Genomic DNA, 18,183 nt, shown 5'->3' with positions numbered 1-18,183 from the left:
CCGCAAGGAGTGCCGTGAGACTCACCCTCTCCACCGTCGACGCCCGGGGCCACCGCGCGGACCACCTGCTGGACCTCCCCGAGGGCGCCGATCTCGCCGCCCTCGGCGAGGCGTTGGGATCCGCCGAGCTGTATCTCGGGAGCAGTCCGCTCCACCCCGACCTCCCCGTGCGGGGCAGCGGACTGCGCGAGGGCTCGGTGGTGGGCCTGGGCGTCCCCGTGCCCTCCCCGGCCGGGGCGTCCGAGGCGTGGCGACCGCCCGCCTCCGACCCCGCCCTCGTCGAGATCCGGCACGTCGGCGGACCGGGCGCGGGCCGGGTCTGGCGGCTCGGCCCCGGTGACCATGAGGCCGGTACCGACCGCGGCTGCGTCCTGTGCCTCGACGGCGGCGGGGCACCCGCGCGGGGCACCTGGATCACGGTGGGCACCGACGGGCGGGTGACCCTGCGGCTCGCCCCCGACGCGGACGCCGAGTGCGGGCTGCGCAGTCTCACCCCGCCCCCGCCGGTCGACCCGACCACCGGCACCCCGCTCACCGCCGAGGAACCCGCCGGCCCGCAGGACGGCGGCCCCGGCGGTCACACGCCGGAGCCCGCCCCGCCGGGCCCCGACGGCCACCCCGTCCTGCCGCCGCTGCCGCCCGTCGGGAAGCTGCCGGTGCCGGACGACGGCTCCGTCGAGTGGCCCGCGTACGCCGACCTGTCCCTCGGCGACCACCTGCTGCGCCTGAGCCGGCCCTTCGAGGCGGACGCGGCCGTGAACCGCGCCGCCGACGGCGTGGGCATCGAGTACAACCGGCCGCCGCGGATCGTCCCGCACCTGGACACCGAGTCGATGACCATGCAGGGCCCGCCCGCCGACAACACCAAGCGGCCCTTCCCGTTCCTGATGATGATCTCGCCACTGATCATGGGCCTGGTCATGATGTTCCTCTTCCGCAGCCTGTACTTCGTCGTCTTCATCCTGCTGACGCCGCTGATGGCCGCCGGCAACTGGGTCTCCGGCCGGCGCACAGGGCGCAAGCAGTACGAGGAGAACCTCCGGATCTACCTGGTCCGCCGCTCCTGGACGGAGCTGGAGATGCGTCAGGCGACCATCGACGAGAGGAAGCTGCGGGCCGACACCTTCCCCGACCCGGCCTCGGTGCTGCTGACCGCCTCCGGGCCCGGCAAGGGGCTGTGGCAGCGGCGGCGCCGCGACCCCGACCACCTCACCCTGCGCGTCGGCACCCTGACCCGGCCCTCGCTCAAACGCATCGACGACGGCGCCCGCGACGCCAACCACCGCCAGGTGCACTGGCGGATCGCCGACGCCCCCTTCGGCATCGAACTCGCCGAGCACGGGGTCGTCGGCATCAGCGGTCCCGGCGCCGCCCCGCGCGCCCTGGCCGCCTGGGCCGTCGCCCAGGCGGCCGTCCTGCACAGCCCCCGCGACCTGCGGATCGTCGTCCTCACCGACCGCGAGCACGCGGAGGCCTGGAACTGGGTGCGCTGGCTGCCGCACCTGCGCTCCACCCGCCCCGGCGCGGCCGTCGTCAGCCTCGGCAACGACCCGGAGAGCACCGCGCACCGGGTGAACGAGCTGCTCGGCGAGATCCAGAACCGCTCGGACAGCAACACCTCCGCCCTGAGCCGCTCGCTCCAGCGGGAACCCGACATCATGGTCGTCCTGGACGGTGCACGCAGGCTCCGCGACGTCCCGGGCGTGGTCCACCTGCTCACCGCCGGGCCCGCCGCCCGGGTGTTCAGCCTCTGCGTCGACGAGCGCGAGCGGCTGCTGCCCGAGGAGTGCACGGCCGTCGTCACCACCACCGGCAACCGGCTGACCGTCCGTACCTCCGGCGTGCCGGCCGTGGAGGACGTCCGGGCCGACCAGGTCGACGCTCAGTGGTGCGAGGAGGTCGGGCGGGCCCTCGCCCCGCTGCGCGACGTCACCGTCGACAGCGACTCCGGACTGCCGGAGGACGTCCAGCTGCTGCCGCTGATCGGCCACGAACCGCCGGACCCGGCCGCCTTCGTCCGGGAGTGGGCCCGCCGGCCCGCCACCAGCTCCTTCGTCATGGGCTCCGGATACGACGGCCCGCTCACCATCGACCTGGTCCGCGACGGGCCGCACGGCCTGATCGGGGGCACCACCGGCTCCGGCAAGTCCGAGCTGCTCCAGACCATGATCGCCTCGCTGGCCGCAGGCAACCGGCCCGACGAACTCGCCTTCGTCCTGGTCGACTACAAGGGCGGCAGCGCCTTCCGCGAATGCGACCGGCTGCCGCACACCCTCGGCATGATCACCGACCTGGACGGGCACCTGGTCCGCCGCGCCCTGGCCTCGCTCGACGCCGAGCTGCGGCGCCGGGAGATCCTTCTCAACGAGGTGGAGGCCAAGGACCACACCGAGTACCGGGCCAAGCGGTCCCGTGACCCGAGGCTCCCCGCACTGCCCCGACTGCTCATCATCATCGACGAGTTCGCCACCGTGGTGCGCGAACTCCCCGAGTTCGTACCCGGCTTGATCAGCCTCGCCCAACGTGGCCGTTCGCTGGGCCTGCACCTGGTCCTCGCCACCCAGCGGCCCGGCGGATCGGTGAGCAACGAGATCCGTGCCAACACCAACCTGCGGATCTCTTTGCGGGTCACCGACCGCTCCGAGAGCCAGGACATCATCGACGCCCCGGACGCCGCCGGTATCTCGGCGAACCATCCAGGCCGGGCCCTGGTCCGGCGCGGTTCGGCCGCCCCGGTGCCCTTCCAGACGGCCTACGTGGGCGCCGAGCGCGGAGCCGCCGCACCCGACCCGGCGGCCGTCCCCGACCGTCCACTCCGGCCGGTCCGGAGCTCCGAACTGACCTGGCAGCGCCTGGGCCGGCCCCCCGCCCTGCCCGAACACTCCGACGACGATCCCGAGGCGATGCCCGGACCCGCCCCGGAGGAGCTCCCCACCGACCTGAAGGCCCTCGTCGACACCCTGATCGAGGCCACCGGGCGGTTGGAGGACTTCACCCAGCAGCCCAGGCCCTGGCTGCCGCCCCTGGACGAGCAGATCGCCCTGGAGGAGCTGCCCGCGCCCCCGGAGCCCGCGGAGGGCGAACTCCCGGCGGTCCCGTACGCGCTCCTCGACATCCCCTCGCTCCAGCAGCGGCGCCTCGGCGCCATCCAGTGGTCGGCCTTCGGGCACCTCTACGTCATCGGCGCCCCGCGCTCCGGCCGCACCCAGGTGCTGCGCACCATCGCCGGATCCACCGCCCTGTGCATCGACAGCAGCGACCTGCACATGTACGCGATCGACGCGGCCGGCGGCGGCCTCGCGGCACTGGAGGCCCTGCCGCACTGCGGGGGCGTGGTCTCCCGCCACGACACCGAGCGGATGGAGCGGCTGATCAATCGCCTGGTCGCGGAATTGACGATCCGTCAGCGCCTGCTGTCCCAGCACGACTGCGCGGGCATCAACGAACTGCGAGCCAAACTGTCCGCGGCCCGGCGTCCCGCCCATCTGGTCCTCTTCATCGACGGCTGGGACGCGTTGAGCCAGCTCCTCGACGACTACGACGGCGGCCGGGTCTACTCCGACGTGGTGCGGTTGCTCCGCGAGGGCGTCGCGGCCGGCGTCCACGTCATCGCCACCTCCGAACGCGTCCTGCTCGGAGGCCGTCTGGCCGCACACAACGACAAGCGCCTCGTGCTCCGGCAGACCGACCCCAGCGACTACAACGTCGTCGGCATGGGCCGGGACCGGGTCCCCTCCCACGTGGCACCGGGCCGGGGCTGGCACGCCCCGGGCGGGGTCGAGGCGCAGATCGCGCTGCTGCCGACCATCTCGCCGGAGAGGCCCGACCAGGGTGACGCGCTGCGCGCCATCGGCAAGCAGGCCTGGGCGCGGGAGAGCGAGGTGCCCTCACAGAAGCGGCCGTTCAAGATCGGCGAGATGCCCACCCTGATCGGCTTCCAGGAGGCGGTCGACCAGGTCCCCAAGGCCCAACTGCGCCCGCTCTGGGCTCTGATGGGAGTCGGCGGCGACGCGGTCGGCCCGATCGGCTACGACTTCCAGGAGGGCGGCGGCTCCTTCGTCGTCGCGGGACCGCCCCGGACCGGCCGCAGCACCGCGCTCGCCGCGATGTCCGTCTCCCTGCTGCTCGGCGGCACCCGGCTGATCGTGATCACCCCACGCGAGTCACAGCTGCGCCGGCTCGCCGCGCACGACCTGGCCCATGTGTTCCGCGAGCCGGACCCCTCCAACGAGGCGCTCACCGAAGCCCTGAACGCCGTGGCGGGACAGCCGGTGGTCGTGGTCGTGGACGACGCGGACCTGCTGCTGGCGGCGGACGCCGACCGCACCCTGCGGCAGGTGGCCACGTCCGGGCGGGACCACCTGCAGGGCCTGCTGCTGGCCGGCCTGCCGGAGTCGATGCACTCGCTGGGCTGGGTGGGCACGGCCCGCCGGGCCCGGCGCGGGCTGCTCCTCGGCCCCAAGAGCCCCGGCGAGGGCGACCTCATCGGGTCCCGCATCTCCGGCGACCAGATCCGTACACAGCTGGGGGCGGGACGCGGCTGGACGGCGGGCGAGAACGGCAGCGCCATCGCCGTGCAGGTGCCGCTGACGGTCCTGGACGCCTGAGGACCGCGTCGGCGCACGAAGGGCCGGGCCGCCTGGCCCGGCCCTTCGCCGTACATCTCACCCGGGGAGCGTCACTTCTGCGCGGCGGCCTCGGCCTGCGCTTTCTTGATCTCCTCGACGATCTGCGAGTCGGACTGTCCCATCGACTCGGCGATCTTCTTGAAGTTGTCCGCGTACGAGGCGATGTTGGCCGCGGAGGTCTTCATCTGCTTGCTGAACTCGTTGTAGGCGTCCCGCATGACGGGGCTCGCCTTCTCGAAGACCAGGCCGTTCTGGAGCAGACCGCTGACGGTGCCCTCCAGCGAGGTCAGCTCGTTCGATATGTCCGTGAGCTTGTTGCCCATGGTGGTACAGCCGTTGGAGATCTCGTCGTAGTCGAATACGACGTCGTCATTGCCGACAGGCATCCTGGCAGCCCCTTCTGTTGAGTGTCCCTGCGTCGTACGAGGCGCCAGGCCGTGTCCGACCATTCCCACCGGGCGGGCGGCGCCCGGCACGGCATCTCGCGGCGTTGTCGGATTGCCCGAGTACTCCAGTACACGGGCAATCCTCCGCCTTGCGATGCACCGCGCCGGACACCGCCCGCTGATCCGACGTGAATGGTCGGACACGGCCCCGGGCCGATCAGTTGCCGCTGCTGTTGACCTTCTCGGCCAGGTCGGCGTCCATGCCCTGGACCGACTCCTTGATCGCCTGGAACTGCTTGGCGTAGCCCTTGATGGACTCCGTCGCCTGCGTCAGGGCGGTGTTGAACTTCTCGTACTGCTGCTGGAGGGCGGGGCTGCTCTTCTCCAGGACGAGGAAGGTGGACAGCAGACTGTCCACCTCCTTCTTGGCCTCCGTCATCCGGGGCACCAGGGTGACGTCGACGCTGGTGTTGAGCATGCCGGCGACCCGGTCGATCTCGGAGTAGGAAAGGCGGATGTTGGCCACCACGAGTGGTTCTCCCTCTGTCGGTCGAAGCTTCGGTAGGTGCTGCGGGCGAAACCGCGGGCGGAGCCGCGGTGCGCGTCAGGCGTAGGTGTACGAGTAGTCGTCCTCCTCCTCGACGACCTCCTCCCACTCGGCGGTGGGGCCCGAGCGCGTGTACTGGGTGGTCTCGTCGTCCTGGACGACCTTCATCGTCCCGGAGCCGTCGTCGTTGATCACCACCGTCGAGGTGCTGGTCTTGCCGTCGCCGCCGGTGGTGGTCACCGTGTAGTCGCGGGTGTCGTACGGCTTGCCGTCGCCGGGCGGGTCGACCATCTTCGGCGCGCCCTGCTCGTAGGTGGTGGACGTGGTGAACGTCTGCCCGTTGGTCTTGACGGTGGACGTCTCCGTGATGACGTTGTTGTCCTTGTCGAGGACCAGATCGACGTCGACGGAACCGGTCGTCGTCTCGGAGTGGTAATGGGTCGGCGGAGTGTCCGGCGGCTTGGACGGCGCGTCGCCGGGCTTCAGCGGCGGGTCGTCCGCATCGCGCCACGCCTGGCACCAGCCGGGTGCGTCATCGGCGTTGCAGACCATGCGGATGCTCGCGTCCGGGTTCTTCTCGAAGTAGTCGGAGGCACCGATGCTCTTCAGGAAGTCGTCCCACTCCTTTTTGTCCTGCACCCAGTCGTCGTAGGCCTCCTTCTTGTTCTTCCAGTCCTCCAGCCCGATCGACTTGCCCATGACTCCGGCGCTGCCGCTGATCTGGGAGTCGGCGTCGAAGAACACGTCGGAGACGCTCTTGAAGAGTTCGGCCAGTTCGTTCAGGCCGTCCTTGGCCTTTCCCTGGCGCCTCTTCGAGAAGGAGTAGAAGTAGTTGAACTCCGCCGAGAGATTCGCGTTCCCGAGGATCCTGCGGCGCTCACTGGATTTCGCGTCGCCCAGGCTCTGGTAGGAGCCCTCGCCGGCGCCCGCTCCCGCCTGGGACGCCAGATCACGGAGCTTCGACTGGACCTCGTGGAGCAACCCGTAGTCGATGGCGAAGTCCGAGGTGATGTCGGCCACGGCCACCTCCTTCCTGCTCGTACCTTGCTTCGACCACGCTCCGGACCCCACTTCGGTTCAACCGGGCCGCGGATTGGACGGCGGCAGCCTTGAACCTGACGGGTGGCCCGTGCGTGGTCGGGATGAGGACACGACGCCTGACGACGGAGGGGGTGGCCGGGCATGGCCCGTCCCGCTGACTGGAGTGCGCTGGGACTGTCCGAAGACCCGACTCCGGGTGATCCCGACGAGCTCGACCGGGTCATCGTCTCGCAGTACACGCTGATCGAGCTGGCACGGACCATCGACAGCGGGCTGGCGGAGGTCTCCAACAAGGCGTCCGAGGCGTTCAAGGGGAAGACCGCCGACGCCCTGCGCGGCAAGATCGACGGCCGGATCCGGGGCTTCGTCACCACCTTCAAGACCGCCCACGAAGACGTTCGCACCGCCCTGCTCACCTACGTCGGAGTGATGCGCGCCCAACAGCGGATCGCCGACGACGCGCTGACCGCGGCGGCGGCCCTGCCGGAGGACGACACCGAGGGCCGCGAAGCCCACAAGGCGACGGCGAAGTCCGCCGGGGACACCATGGAGACCGCGGCCGACACCGCGGCCACCGCGATCGCGACAGCCGCGGAGTCGATCTCCTCGCCGGTGGACGAGTGCGAGGACCTGTGGAAGGCCCTGACCTGGATCGCGATCATCCTGATCATTCCAGCGATCATCGTCGGCGGCCCGATCGCCCTGCTGGCGTTCGGCCTGAACCTCGCCATCATGATCAAGACGGCGATCGACTTCTCCCGCGGCGACGCCGGCCTGACCGAACTGCTGCTGTCGATCGTGGGAGTGCTCGCGCCGACCACCAAGGGCCTGAACATCGGCCAGGCGTGGAAATCCATCAAGGGATTCGGCGCACAGGGCCTCAAGGGCACCAAGAACCTGGTCCTGGGCGGCCCGAACTCCTTCGGTCTCTTCGGGCGGCTGGGCCTGGGCATCGACGACACGTTCAGTGCGACGAGCTCCTGGCTCAAGGGCGGTCTGGGCGACGCGATCAAGTTCAACAAGATCAAGGGACTGGAGGGCGTCACCCTCCTGGGCGGCGGCTCCGGCAAGGGTTTCCAGTTCTTCCCGCTCGGCGTGCAGCTCGGGGTCATCAACACCATCGGCGCCAAGGGCTTCTTCGGGCTGCACAGCGTGATCGTCGGCCTGAACGGCATCAAGATGGGCGCCGGGGCGATCGCCAACGGCCTCTCCGGTGTCAAGGGACTGCGGCTCTTCCTGCCCGTGGCCGCCGACGAGATGGGCCAAGGGCTCTTCCTGGCCTTCAAGATCGGCTTCATCGACCGCGGCGTCTTCGGCATGTACAAGTACGGGGCGTTCGTCAACGGTTCCTTCATCGGCGCGGGCAGCAAGGCCTCCGGGGTCGGAGCCGGCGTCTCCAACTTCTTCGACGCCGGCAACGGCGCCGGCACGGGCCTGGTCAAGGTGGGTGACTTCCACTTCGCCCCCGGAACCTTCGGCAACATCGGCGGCCCCGGCGGGCTCTCCGCCCCCGGCGGCCTCGTACCGCCCGGCCGGTTCGCCGCACCGCCCCCCGGCATCTCCCTGACGATGCCGACCGATCTCTCGGTCCACCTCGGCGAACAGGGCGGCTTCGCCAACCTCGGGCAGATCAACCTGCCCTCCATCGACGCCCGTCTCGCCGATCTGCCCTCCCTCGGAATGACCGGCGACCAGGCGCTGCCCACCCTCGGCGCCGTCACCCGGATCGACCTGCCCGGCGGACTCGCGGGCCTCCCCAGCCTCGAGAACCTCCCGCAGACCATGCCCGCCCTCGGCCAGGTCGACATCCCGCACCTCGGCTTCTCGCCGACCCACCTGCCGTCGATGACGCTCGACACGCCGTCCGTCAACGGCAACCTCGCGGGCCTGCCCAGCCTCGAAAGCCTCCCGCAGACGATGCCGGCCCTCGGCCAGGTCGACATCCCGCACCTCGGCTCCTCGTCCTCCCCTCTGCCGTCGATGACGCTGGGCACCCCGTCCGTCGACGGCAACCTCGCCGGGCTCGGCCAGGTCACCGTGAACGCCCCCTCGCTGCCCGCGCTCGGACACATCAACGTGCCCTCCCTGGGCACGGCCGGTGCGGGCCACCTCGGCCTCATCCGCACCGACATGCCGTCGGTCCACGCGCAGATCGTGGACCTCCCGTCGGTGGGCAGCACCGGCGGCCCGCTGGGGCAGGTCCAGCTCGGCAGCGTGAACGTGGCGTCGCTCGGCCTGAGCACGCCCCACTTCTCCGCCACGCAGATCGACACCGCGCTGGGCGGCGACTTCGCCTCCCCGAACCTGAGCCCCGCCCTCGGCGACGCCGCCGCCCCGCACGCCGACACCCACCTCGGCCAGATCGAGCTGCCCGGCACCGGCACGGTCCTGGGCCACACCGACCTGCCGAACGTGAACCTGGCCACGGGACACGTGGACACCCCGGACGCGCACACCGGCCTGATCGACACGGACCTGCCCACCAGCCACACCGGCGCCGTACAGCTGCCGGGGCTCGGCCGGAACGACCTGGCGCTCTCCGTACCGCCGCCCACCGCGCACCTGGCTCCCGGCGCCCTCTCCGCCCCGGGCATCAACGGCAGGCTCGTGGACATCCCGACCGTACTGCCCGGCAACGGCTCGCTGATCACCACGCCGAACACCGCCCCCCTGCTCAACAGCTCGGCACTGACCCCGCCGAGCAGCCAGTTCTTCGCCGGTCTGATCGCGGCGATGAACCGCGAGCCCCTCACCGTCTTCATGGCCCCGCACGTCACCTACGACTTCCAGCACACCTTCACCCACCTCCCCCAGATGCCCGCCGGCATCCAGGTCCAGGTCACCCCCGGCACGGCCGGGCAGCTGGTGGACGTCCACGTGACGACCCCGGCCGGCACACCGGGGTCGGTGACCGCCACCCACGTCCCCGTGAACGGGCAGGACGTGCTGCGCGTCGAGCGCACCCAGCTGGACGGGACGATCCAGCGCCTCGACTTCGAGTTGAGCGCCGCCAACGACCACCAGCTGCTCGACAGCCGGACCATCGTCCCCGCCCACGTAACCGGCGACGGCATCGAGATGGAGACCTTCCGGCCGGACACCGTCGCCGGCTCCTCGGGGGCCGGGAGTGCCGGGGCCGGGAGCGGCGGCGGCATCGTCGCGCCGCTGCCCACCCCCGTCGTGCACGTGGTGCCGGTACCGGGCCTGACGGGCACCAACGTCACCATCCGGACCGATGCCACCGGCCAGATCACGCACGCCCGTCCGGTGGCCGGGGGCGCGCCGGTCACCGTCCAGCACCTCGCCGGGAGCGGCCCCGGCGGCGTCGACGTCGTCCGCGTCGAGCAGACCGTCACCGCGGGCGCCGAGATCCGCCGCTGGGACTTCACCGCCGACCACACCGGTAACCGGCTCGTCGCCGACGAGCGCCTCTTCCCGCTCAACGACGGCGCCCTGGGCGGCGGCGTCATCAGCGTCGACCTCGCGGCCGGCATCCCCACCGTCCGCCACCTGGACAGCACCGGCGCCCTGCGGACCACCGGCGGGCGGCCCATCCGGATCAGCCCGACCTCCCTCAACATCCCCTCCGCCAACGGCTTCCACCTCTACGACCCCACCACCGGCCTGCAGACCCACACCGGTCTCACCCTGGTCGACGCCCACGGCGCCCCCACCCCCCTGCACGTGCTCACCCCGCACACCCCGCCCGGCGGCGGGGCCGTACCGCCGCTCCAACTCACGGGCGCCGACGGGGCGACCCAGCTCGGCACGGTCACCGTCCCCGCCCACGGGGGCGGCGTGTTCCACGTACGGCCCGCACCGGCCCCCGGCGCCGCTGCCGTCCCGCACCTCAGCGTCCACCGGGCCGACGGCACCTTCACGCACCACGCCCTGCCGGTCCCGGCCGTCACCCTGGCCGGGGGAGCGGGCCCGGCCTTCGTCCGCCTCCCGGACAGCGCCGGTGGGCTGCCCTCGCTCGTCCACCCGGACGGTACGGGCGTCGCCGGGGCCACCGTGCACCCGCAGGGGGTCAACGGCTCGCTGGGCTTCCGGATCGACCAGAACGGACAGCACCTCGTCGTCAGCCCGGCCGGTGTGCACACCCACAGCGTGGTCGCCCTCCAGGGTCCGGGCGTCCCGGCCGCCGGCCAGTTCGTGTTCAGCCCTCCCGGCACCCCCCACATGCCCCTCGCGCGGCTGCACGACCGGAGCGGTGCCCCCGGCGCCCCGGTGGCGTGGGTGGACGGCACCTACCACGTGGCCCTGGGCGGCAACCAGTTCTCCGTCCACACCCCGAACGGCGTCTACGCGCACCAGGCCCTCGCCGTGGGCGGGCTGACGGTCTCCCCGCCCGGCGGCACCTTCCTGCGGGCCGACCCGGCCAACCCGGGCGGCTCCCTGCTGACGCGGGGCGACGGCACACCCGTCCCCGGCGCCCAGGTCCACCCACAGGTGGGCGGAGACTTCCGCATCACCCACAACAACCAGCACATCACCGTCAGCCCCACCGGTGCCCACACCCACGACACCGTCACCCTCCAGGGCCCGGGGGCCGGCCAGTACGTCTTCACTCCGGTCGCCACCCCGAACGTGCCCGTCGCGCACCCGCGGGCCGGCAACGGGGCCGTCGACACCACCGTCACCGTCCAGCGGACCGGCGGCGAGTTCCGCCTCACCGACGGCCACGGCACCGTGAACGTGTTCGACCCCGCGACCGGCGCCCACCTCCGCACCGACGTCCCCGTCAGCGGCGGCACGGCACTCGACGGCCACTTCGTCCGGACCGACGCGGCCGGGACCGTCACCGTCGTACGCGCCGACCTCAGCGCCGCCCCCAGCCTGCGGGCCACCCCGCAGCCGGGCACGCCGGGCGGCGGCTTCCGCCTCGACCGGGGCAGCGCGCATCTGGTGGTCGACCCCCGGGGCGCCCACACCCACACCGCCGTCGAGCTCCGGGCCCCGGGCGCCGCGGGCGGGACCGGGCAGTACGTCTTCCACCCCGCGGCGGGCGCCGGCGCGGGCCCGCACCCACAGGTCAAGGACGGTACCGGCGCCGACCTGCCGGACACCGTCACCGTCCGCCCGGACGGCGGCCTCCAGGTCACCGGCGCCGGGACGATCCGCGTCCACGACGCCACCGACGGGGCCTTCCGGTTCAGCCTCTTCCGCCTCGTCGACGCGGCAGGCGCCCACCTGCCGGAGACCGTACGGGTGTACGGAGCGGGCGGCATCCGCTTCCTGGACCGGCACGAGAACGTGGTCGACGGGTCCATGGTCACCGTCCGGCCGGGCGGCGGGTTCCGGGTCGAGAAAGCGACCGGCGAGTTCGACCTGTACAACGCGGGCGGGCGGCTGGACTTCCGGGCCGTCCCGGCCGCGGGCGGCGCCCCGAACGCCCTCACCGTCACCCCGACGGGCGGCACCGCCTTCACCGTCGTCCCGCTCGGCGACGCCGTGAAGCTCACCGACGCGAGCCTGTCCCGGTTCGTCGACATCACCCCGGGCGGTCCGCGGGTCCTCGACGGCCACCTCACCGTCGTGCCGGGCCACACGGTCGCCCCCACGGCAGCCGGCGGCTGGCGCGTCGACCCGCCGGGCAACCTCCGGCTCCGGGAGTTCACGGAGTACGCCGCCGACGGCACGCCCACCCTCCAGCGGATCAACATCGTCACCAAGGGGCAGATCAAGGCCAACAACCACCTGGAGCTCTACCACGTCGCCACCGGCGGCGCCGGCGGGAACCCGGCCGGCACCTGGAAGCTGATCCGTACCGACGGCGCGGGCGTTCCGCTCCCCGGTGCGGGCGGCAGGTGGTTCGGACACGGCCTGATCACCGCCACGGGCATTCCGCAAGGCCGGGTCCACCTCACCACCCACTCCGGAGTCACCGTCTTCGAGTCGCGGCCGCTGCCCGGCGGCAACACCCTCCACTCCTTCCAGTCCAGCGCCAGCGCCGAGGTCTCCACCTTCTCGTTGGGCAACCAGCGCGGCGAATGGCACGAGATCGACCCCCAGGGCACGCTCGTGCGCAACGGCGACCGGCACTGGGGCGAGAGCGGCCGCAGCTGGTGGGACTCCACCGGCACCAACGGGGTCGACCGGGTCCTGCACTTCCAGCAACTCCCCGACGGCGGCCACGTCCTGGGCACCCTCGACAGCCGCAGCGCATTCACCCAGAGCGCGGGCAGCGGCACCTGGTTCCGCTTCGACGCCGACTTCAAGCTGATCGCCCAGGGGACCCGCGCCTACGGGCCGGGCCTCGGCCGCGGCTTCACCGACACGATGGACCACCCGCTCACCGGCGAGAGCCTCGTCGTCCACGAGAAGTTCGGCCGCTTCCAGACCGACCCCCACGACGTACGCAGGCTGTTCCAGCGGGAGATGGGCACCGACGGGGTGCCCAAGACCACCTCGGTGTCGCTCTCCGCCCCGGGCAAGGAGATCGACAGTCTCAGGCAGCTGGAGAACAACGGCGGCCTCCTGGAGGTCCGGAGGGTGGCCGAGCAGCGCCCGCCGAACTGGTTCCGCTACCTCATCAGCAGCGAGTACCGCACGACGGACCTGAGCCCGTTCCCCTGGCTGAAGGCCGACAACCTGCCGCAGCTCAACGAATGGCGGGTCCGGCCCACGCCCGGCGGGGCCGTCGGCGACCACGGCATCCGGCTGCTCACCCAGAACGCCGCCATCACCGACATCTCCAGCACCGGGCAACTCGTACGCGAGACGCGCAAGCTGTTCCACGGCAACGACCTGACCGTCGGCAACGTCAAGGTGCCCGACGGCCCCACGGGTGCTGCGGTGCACGTCCCCGCCCAGTACCTGCCCTGGTCGGAGGGGGTGGGCAAGCTGCAGGGGCACCGCACCTTCAATAACGCCGACTTCCAGGCCCCGCCCGGGACGGGTGTGAACGTCAACCAGGTCATCTGGCACGACCGGTTCACCACCGACCTGGGCGACGGCGACTGGTTCAGCCCCAACGCCGCCAAGCAGTGGCGGATCGCGCGCACCGGCCTGAACGACGGCACGGTGATCGAGTGCCGGCCGATGCCGGCGGTCCGCGCCGGCGCTGCGGCGGGCGACGGCGGCGCCACCTTCCGGCAGAACTTCCACATGAACCACGGCGACTGGACGCGCTACGACCACCACGGCTTCGTCGTGGCCCGCTCCGACACCTGGCCCGGCGTCCAGGGCAGCCCCGACCTGCGGATCACCGCCCACGGCCCCGCCACCTCCACCATGACCTGGGTCGACGCCGGCAACCCCCACATCGGCGGCGTCCGCCTCACCGCCCACGGCCGGGACATCAACCGCTACGGCTGGGACCGCGAGTCGTACCAGGACCTCGGCGCCGACGGACGCATGATCCGCGACCACCGCCTCCTCGCCGACGGCACCACCGTCGACTCCTGGCGCGTCAGCCGCGACGCCGCCGGCAACGAGGTCTGGCACTGGAACAAGATCGACGCACACGGCAACGTCCAGGTCTTCGGCACCGGCGCCGGCGACCAGGTCCGCCACTGGTTCGACGGACAGGGCAACGCCCTCCCCGGCTGGGCGGAGGGCGCCCGCTGGTCCGAACACGTCACCAGCCTCGGCAACACGAAGATCCAGGAGATCCCCGCCAGGCCCAGCGCCGGTGCCTTCCAGAACACCTTCGGCGACGCCCCCTTCCGCGTCCGCGAGTACGTCGCGAACCCGGGCGACACCTTCAACGCCCACACGTGGAAGGAGTTCGACGGCGGCACGGTCGTCCGCCAGAAGAAGGAGCTGCTCGACGGGAACTTCCTGGAGAGCGAGAGCTGGCAGAAACACTGGCGCCTCTACGGGCCGGGCGGCACCAACCTCCTCGCCGAACGGTCCATCTCCGGATGGATCTACGAGACCAACGCCTTCGGCCAGCTGAAACTGGTCGGCCGGGAGACCAACTTCATCGACTGGGCCAACCAGTACCGCGGCTACAACCGCATGTGGAAGGACGCCAACCGCTGGGAGTTCGGCGCCAGCGTCGGCGGCGAGTCCGTCTACCGGCCCTACCTCACCAAGGCGATGCAGCAGATCGCCCTCGACGCGGGACACGAGTTCATCGTCGACTTCGCCCTCAGCCTCACCGTCCTCGGCATCGCCGCCCTGGTCACCGGAGCGAAGTTCACCGCGACCGACCTCGCCAAGGCGGCCTTCGGCGCCATGATGAGCTCCGTCGTCAAGAGCTTCGTCTCCGGTCTGCACCACGCGGCCGGCCGCGGCACGCCGTGGAAGAACGGCTGGGGCCACGTCGACTACGGCTACGCCTATCAGCGCCACCCCAGCGATGACGACTGGGGCGGCGAATGGGCGGGACACGACAAGGTCACCCGCTGGCGCGGTGGCACCTACGACTTCGGCGTCGGTATCGCCACCGGCGTCCTCGGCGGATTCGCCTCCGGAGCCGCCTCCGCCTCGGTCTTCGGGGTGAAGACCGCGAGCGGTGAGCTGATCCACCTGTCCAAGGCGGACGCCGCCATCGCCGGTCTGATGAGCTCGGTCGGCGGCACCCTCGGCGGGCTCACCGTCGGCGCGGCCCGCAGCATGATCCACCTCAACCTGGCCGGCCGCTGGTACCACCGCGCCGGCATGGTCGACATCTATGTGGCGCCGGCCCTCGGAAAGCTCATCGACAAGTCCTTCTCCGCCTTCTTCATGGGCAGCGCCGTCCGCGACTGGTTCCACCCGAGCTGGTACACGGACGGCGGCGCGCAGGGCGGTCACCCCAACGTCGACAACCTCCCGCAAGGAGCAGGCACCCCATGACGACCACCACCGCCGGCACCCCACCGCTGCGCGTGGCGGCCAAGGGGTGGGGCGGTCACCGCACCATCGCCTCCGCCCTCGCCGCCGCCCCCGCCGGGGCCGTGATCACCATCGCCCCCGGCGTCTACACCGAGTCCCTGCGCCTGGAGCGGCGGGTGCTGCTGGAGCCGGAGTACGGCTCCGGGACCGTCCACCTGCGCTCCCCCGGCGGGCCCGTGCTCGACGTCACCGCCCCCGGTTGCGAGGTGTACGGGCTCGAACTGCGCGGCAGCGATCCCGCCGAACCCGTCGTGCGGGTCGCCGACGCCGCCGGGCTGACCCTCGCCGAGTGCGACCTCGGCAGAGGCCGGATCGACGTGCTCGGCTCCCGGGACGACACCGGGGCCGCCGCGAACTCCGCCCTCACCTTCGCCGACACCCTGGCCCGGGCGCTGCGCGACCCGGTCGGCGGCGGAGTGCTGCTGGTGCGCGGCTGCCGGCTGCACGACGCCCGGCACGCTGCCGTCCACCTCGAAGGCGACGCCCGGGCCCGGCTGGTGGACACCGCCATCGACACCGTCGACGGGCTCGGAGTGGCCCTCGGCGGCAGCGCCGTGCTGCTCGCCGAGCGGCTGCGCGTCAGCGCTACCGCCGGCTCCTCGCTGCGCGCCCGCGGCTCCTCCCGGGTGCTGCTGCGCGACACCCGCCTCAGCGGCCCCGGCCGCCACGGCCTGCTCATCGAGGACGAGGCCGAGGGCCTCCTGGAGGACTGCCGGATCATCGGCCCCGCCCGGGCCGCCGTCCAGGCCGGTGGCTCGGCCACCGTGGGCCTGGCCGACTGCCGTCTCTCCGGGGCCGGGACCGACGCGCTGGCCGTGGAGGGGGCGGCCCAGCTCACCGTCCACGGCTGCTGGCTCCTGGACTCGGCCGGCCACGGCATCCTGGTGACCGGCGAGGCCGTGGCCCTGGCCGTGGACCTCCTGATCGCGCGCAGCGGAGCGTCCGCCGTACGCGTCTCCGAGCTGGCCCGGGCCTCCCTGAGCGGCTGCCGGATCGGCGTCAGCGGGGAGCACGGGCTGACCGTCACCGACGCCGCCCGCGCCGAACTGGCCGACACCACGCTCTCGGACGCGGTCGTGGCCGGGGTGCACACCGACGGCCGGGCCCGCCTGGAGCTGACCGGCGGCCGCATCGAGCGGGGCGAGACCGGGTTGCGGCTGCGTTCCACCGCCGAGGCGTCGGTACGAGGCACAACCGTGAGCGGCCCGAGCAAGGCGGGCGTGGAACTCGGACCGCGTGCCCGTACCACCCTGGAGGGCGTACGGATCGGATCGACCGGCAGTGCCGGCGTGGTCCTCGGCACCGGGGCCCAGCTGGCCATGGAGGGGTGCACCATCGAAGCCCCCGGCGGCAGCGGGATGGTCGTCTCGACCGGCGCCGAGCCCGCGGTGAGCGGCCTGCGGATCGACCGGGCCGCGAAGAACGGCATCCTGTTCGGTCCCGGTGCGGGCGGCACGTTCGCGTACTGCGACCTGACCGGCGGAAACTTCCCCGCTCTGCACATCGGCGCGAACGCCGCCCCCCGGTTCTCCGGCTGCCGGGTCCTCGACTGCGGTCAGGACGTCGCCCTGGCCGACGAGGCCGCCCCCGTCTTCGAGGACTGCGTCTCGATCCGGGTCAAGAACCCGTTCCTGCCGGGGGTCACCGCCGCCGGGCCCGCGCCCGGCGGCGCCCCACCCAGGAAGCCCGCCGCACCGGACGGGCCCGCGGACGGTACGGGCCCCGCCGGCGGCGCCCGTACCGCCCCGGGGGGCACCGCGACGGCCGGCGGCGGCTTCGCCTCCCTGTCCGACCTCTCCGAACTCGGCGAGCCCGAACCGGAGCCGGAGACCTTGGAGGAGCTGCTCGCCGAACTGGACGAGCTGGTCGGGCTCGACGGGGTCAAACAGAACGTCGGCGGCATGGTGAAGCTGATGCAGACCGTACGGCTGCGCCAGCAGGCCGGACTCCCCGCGCCGCCGCTCAGCCGCCACCTGGTCTTCGCGGGTAACCCCGGCACCGGCAAGACCACCGTGGCCCGCCTCTACGGCAGGCTGCTGAAGGCCCTCGGCCTGCTGGAGCGCGGGCACCTGGTGGAGGTCGACCGCAGCGCCCTGGTCGGCGAGTACGTCGGTCACACCGGCCCGAAGACCACCGAGTCCTTCAACCGGGCCCGCGGCGGGGTCCTCTTCATCGACGAGGCGTACGCGCTGGTCCCGGCCGGGGTCTCCAACGACTTCGGCCTGGAGGCGGTGGCCACCCTGGTGAAGCTGATGGAGGACCACCGCGACGAGGTCGTCGTCATCGCCGCCGGGTACCCCGGCGACATGGAGCGCTTCGTCTCCTCCAACCCGGGGCTCGCCTCCCGCTTCACCCGCAGCCTGGTCTTCGCCGACTACAGCTCCACCGAGCTGGTCCGCATCGTCGAGCACCACGCGCAACGCCACCGCTACGAGCTGAGCGACGGTGTCCGCGGAGCGCTCGGGCGGTACTTCGACGCCGTGCCGCGCGACGCCCGCTTCGGCAACGGCCGCACCGCCCGCCAGGTCTTCCAGGCCATGACCGAGCGGCAGGCCATGCGGATCACCGAGCTGACCTCCCCGGTCGAGGCCCAGCTGGTGGTCCTCGACGAACAGGACATGCCGGAACTGGTCCCGCCGGTTCCACCGGCCTCCTGAGAGCGGGGCGCGGGCGAAGTGGGGGATGCCGCACCGCCGTCCGGGCCGGGGTGCGGCCCGGAGGGGTGGGCGGGTGTGGCTGCCCCCGGTGGGGAGCG

At 72.3% G+C, this 18,183-nt stretch carries 6 protein-coding genes; 3 read left to right on the top strand and 3 right to left on the bottom strand.

All coding sequences use genetic code 11. The annotated features are described in order from the left end of the window. Positions 1–14: 14 nt before the first annotated feature. Positions 15–4,607, top strand: a complete 4,593-nt coding sequence (locus ACFZAX_RS13940; RefSeq protein ID WP_390961586.1) for an FtsK/SpoIIIE domain-containing protein — start codon at positions 15–17, stop codon at positions 4,605–4,607. Positions 4,608–4,678: 71 nt separating this feature from the next. On the opposite strand, the gene ACFZAX_RS13935 is transcribed toward ACFZAX_RS13940, so the two are convergent. From ACFZAX_RS13935 to ACFZAX_RS13925, 3 genes are all read right to left on the bottom strand, one after another. Further along, on the bottom strand, positions 4,679–5,014 hold the full coding sequence (locus ACFZAX_RS13935) for a hypothetical protein (RefSeq protein WP_390961585.1): 336 nt from the start codon (positions 5,012–5,014) through the stop codon (positions 4,679–4,681). Between the two features lie 217 nt (positions 5,015–5,231). After that, positions 5,232–5,543 carry a hypothetical protein gene (locus ACFZAX_RS13930; RefSeq protein WP_266712148.1) on the bottom strand — a complete coding sequence of 104 codons (312 nt, stop codon included), beginning with the start codon at positions 5,541–5,543 and terminating at the stop codon, positions 5,232–5,234. A gap of 75 nt (positions 5,544–5,618) precedes the next feature. Beyond that, a complete protein-coding gene (locus ACFZAX_RS13925) occupies positions 5,619–6,581 on the bottom strand; it encodes a serine/arginine repetitive matrix protein 2 (RefSeq protein WP_390961583.1) in 963 nt (320 codons plus the stop codon). A gap of 162 nt (positions 6,582–6,743) precedes the next feature. Here ACFZAX_RS13925 and ACFZAX_RS13920 point away from each other — a divergent pair, with 162 nt between their 5' ends. Then, positions 6,744–15,389, top strand: coding sequence for a hypothetical protein (locus ACFZAX_RS13920; RefSeq protein ID WP_390961582.1), 8,646 nt, complete (start codon positions 6,744–6,746; stop codon positions 15,387–15,389). After that, positions 15,386–18,085 carry a right-handed parallel beta-helix repeat-containing protein gene (locus ACFZAX_RS13915; protein ID WP_390961581.1) on the top strand — a complete coding sequence of 900 codons (2,700 nt, stop codon included), beginning with the start codon at positions 15,386–15,388 and terminating at the stop codon, positions 18,083–18,085. The genes ACFZAX_RS13920 and ACFZAX_RS13915 overlap by 4 nt, the downstream gene beginning before the upstream one ends. The last annotated feature ends 98 nt before the right edge of the window (positions 18,086–18,183 follow it).

The organism is Streptomyces sp. NPDC008125 (assembly GCF_042957125.1).
GTDB lineage: Bacteria > Actinomycetota > Actinomycetes > Streptomycetales > Streptomycetaceae > Streptomyces.
The sequence above is the reverse complement of the archived record's forward strand: the minus strand, read 5'-3'. Positions and strand labels throughout refer to the sequence as shown.

Bases quoted from the DNA above. Each gene is read 5' to 3' on its own strand.
- ACFZAX_RS13935 (WP_390961585.1), bottom strand. From the start codon at position 5,014: ATGCCTGTCGGCAATGACGACGTCGTATTCGACTACGACGAGATCTCC.
- ACFZAX_RS13920 (WP_390961582.1), top strand. From the start codon at position 6,744: ATGGCCCGTCCCGCTGACTGGAGTGCGCTGGGACTGTCCGAAGACCCG.
- ACFZAX_RS13915 (WP_390961581.1), top strand. From the start codon at position 15,386: ATGACGACCACCACCGCCGGCACCCCACCGCTGCGCGTGGCGGCCAAG.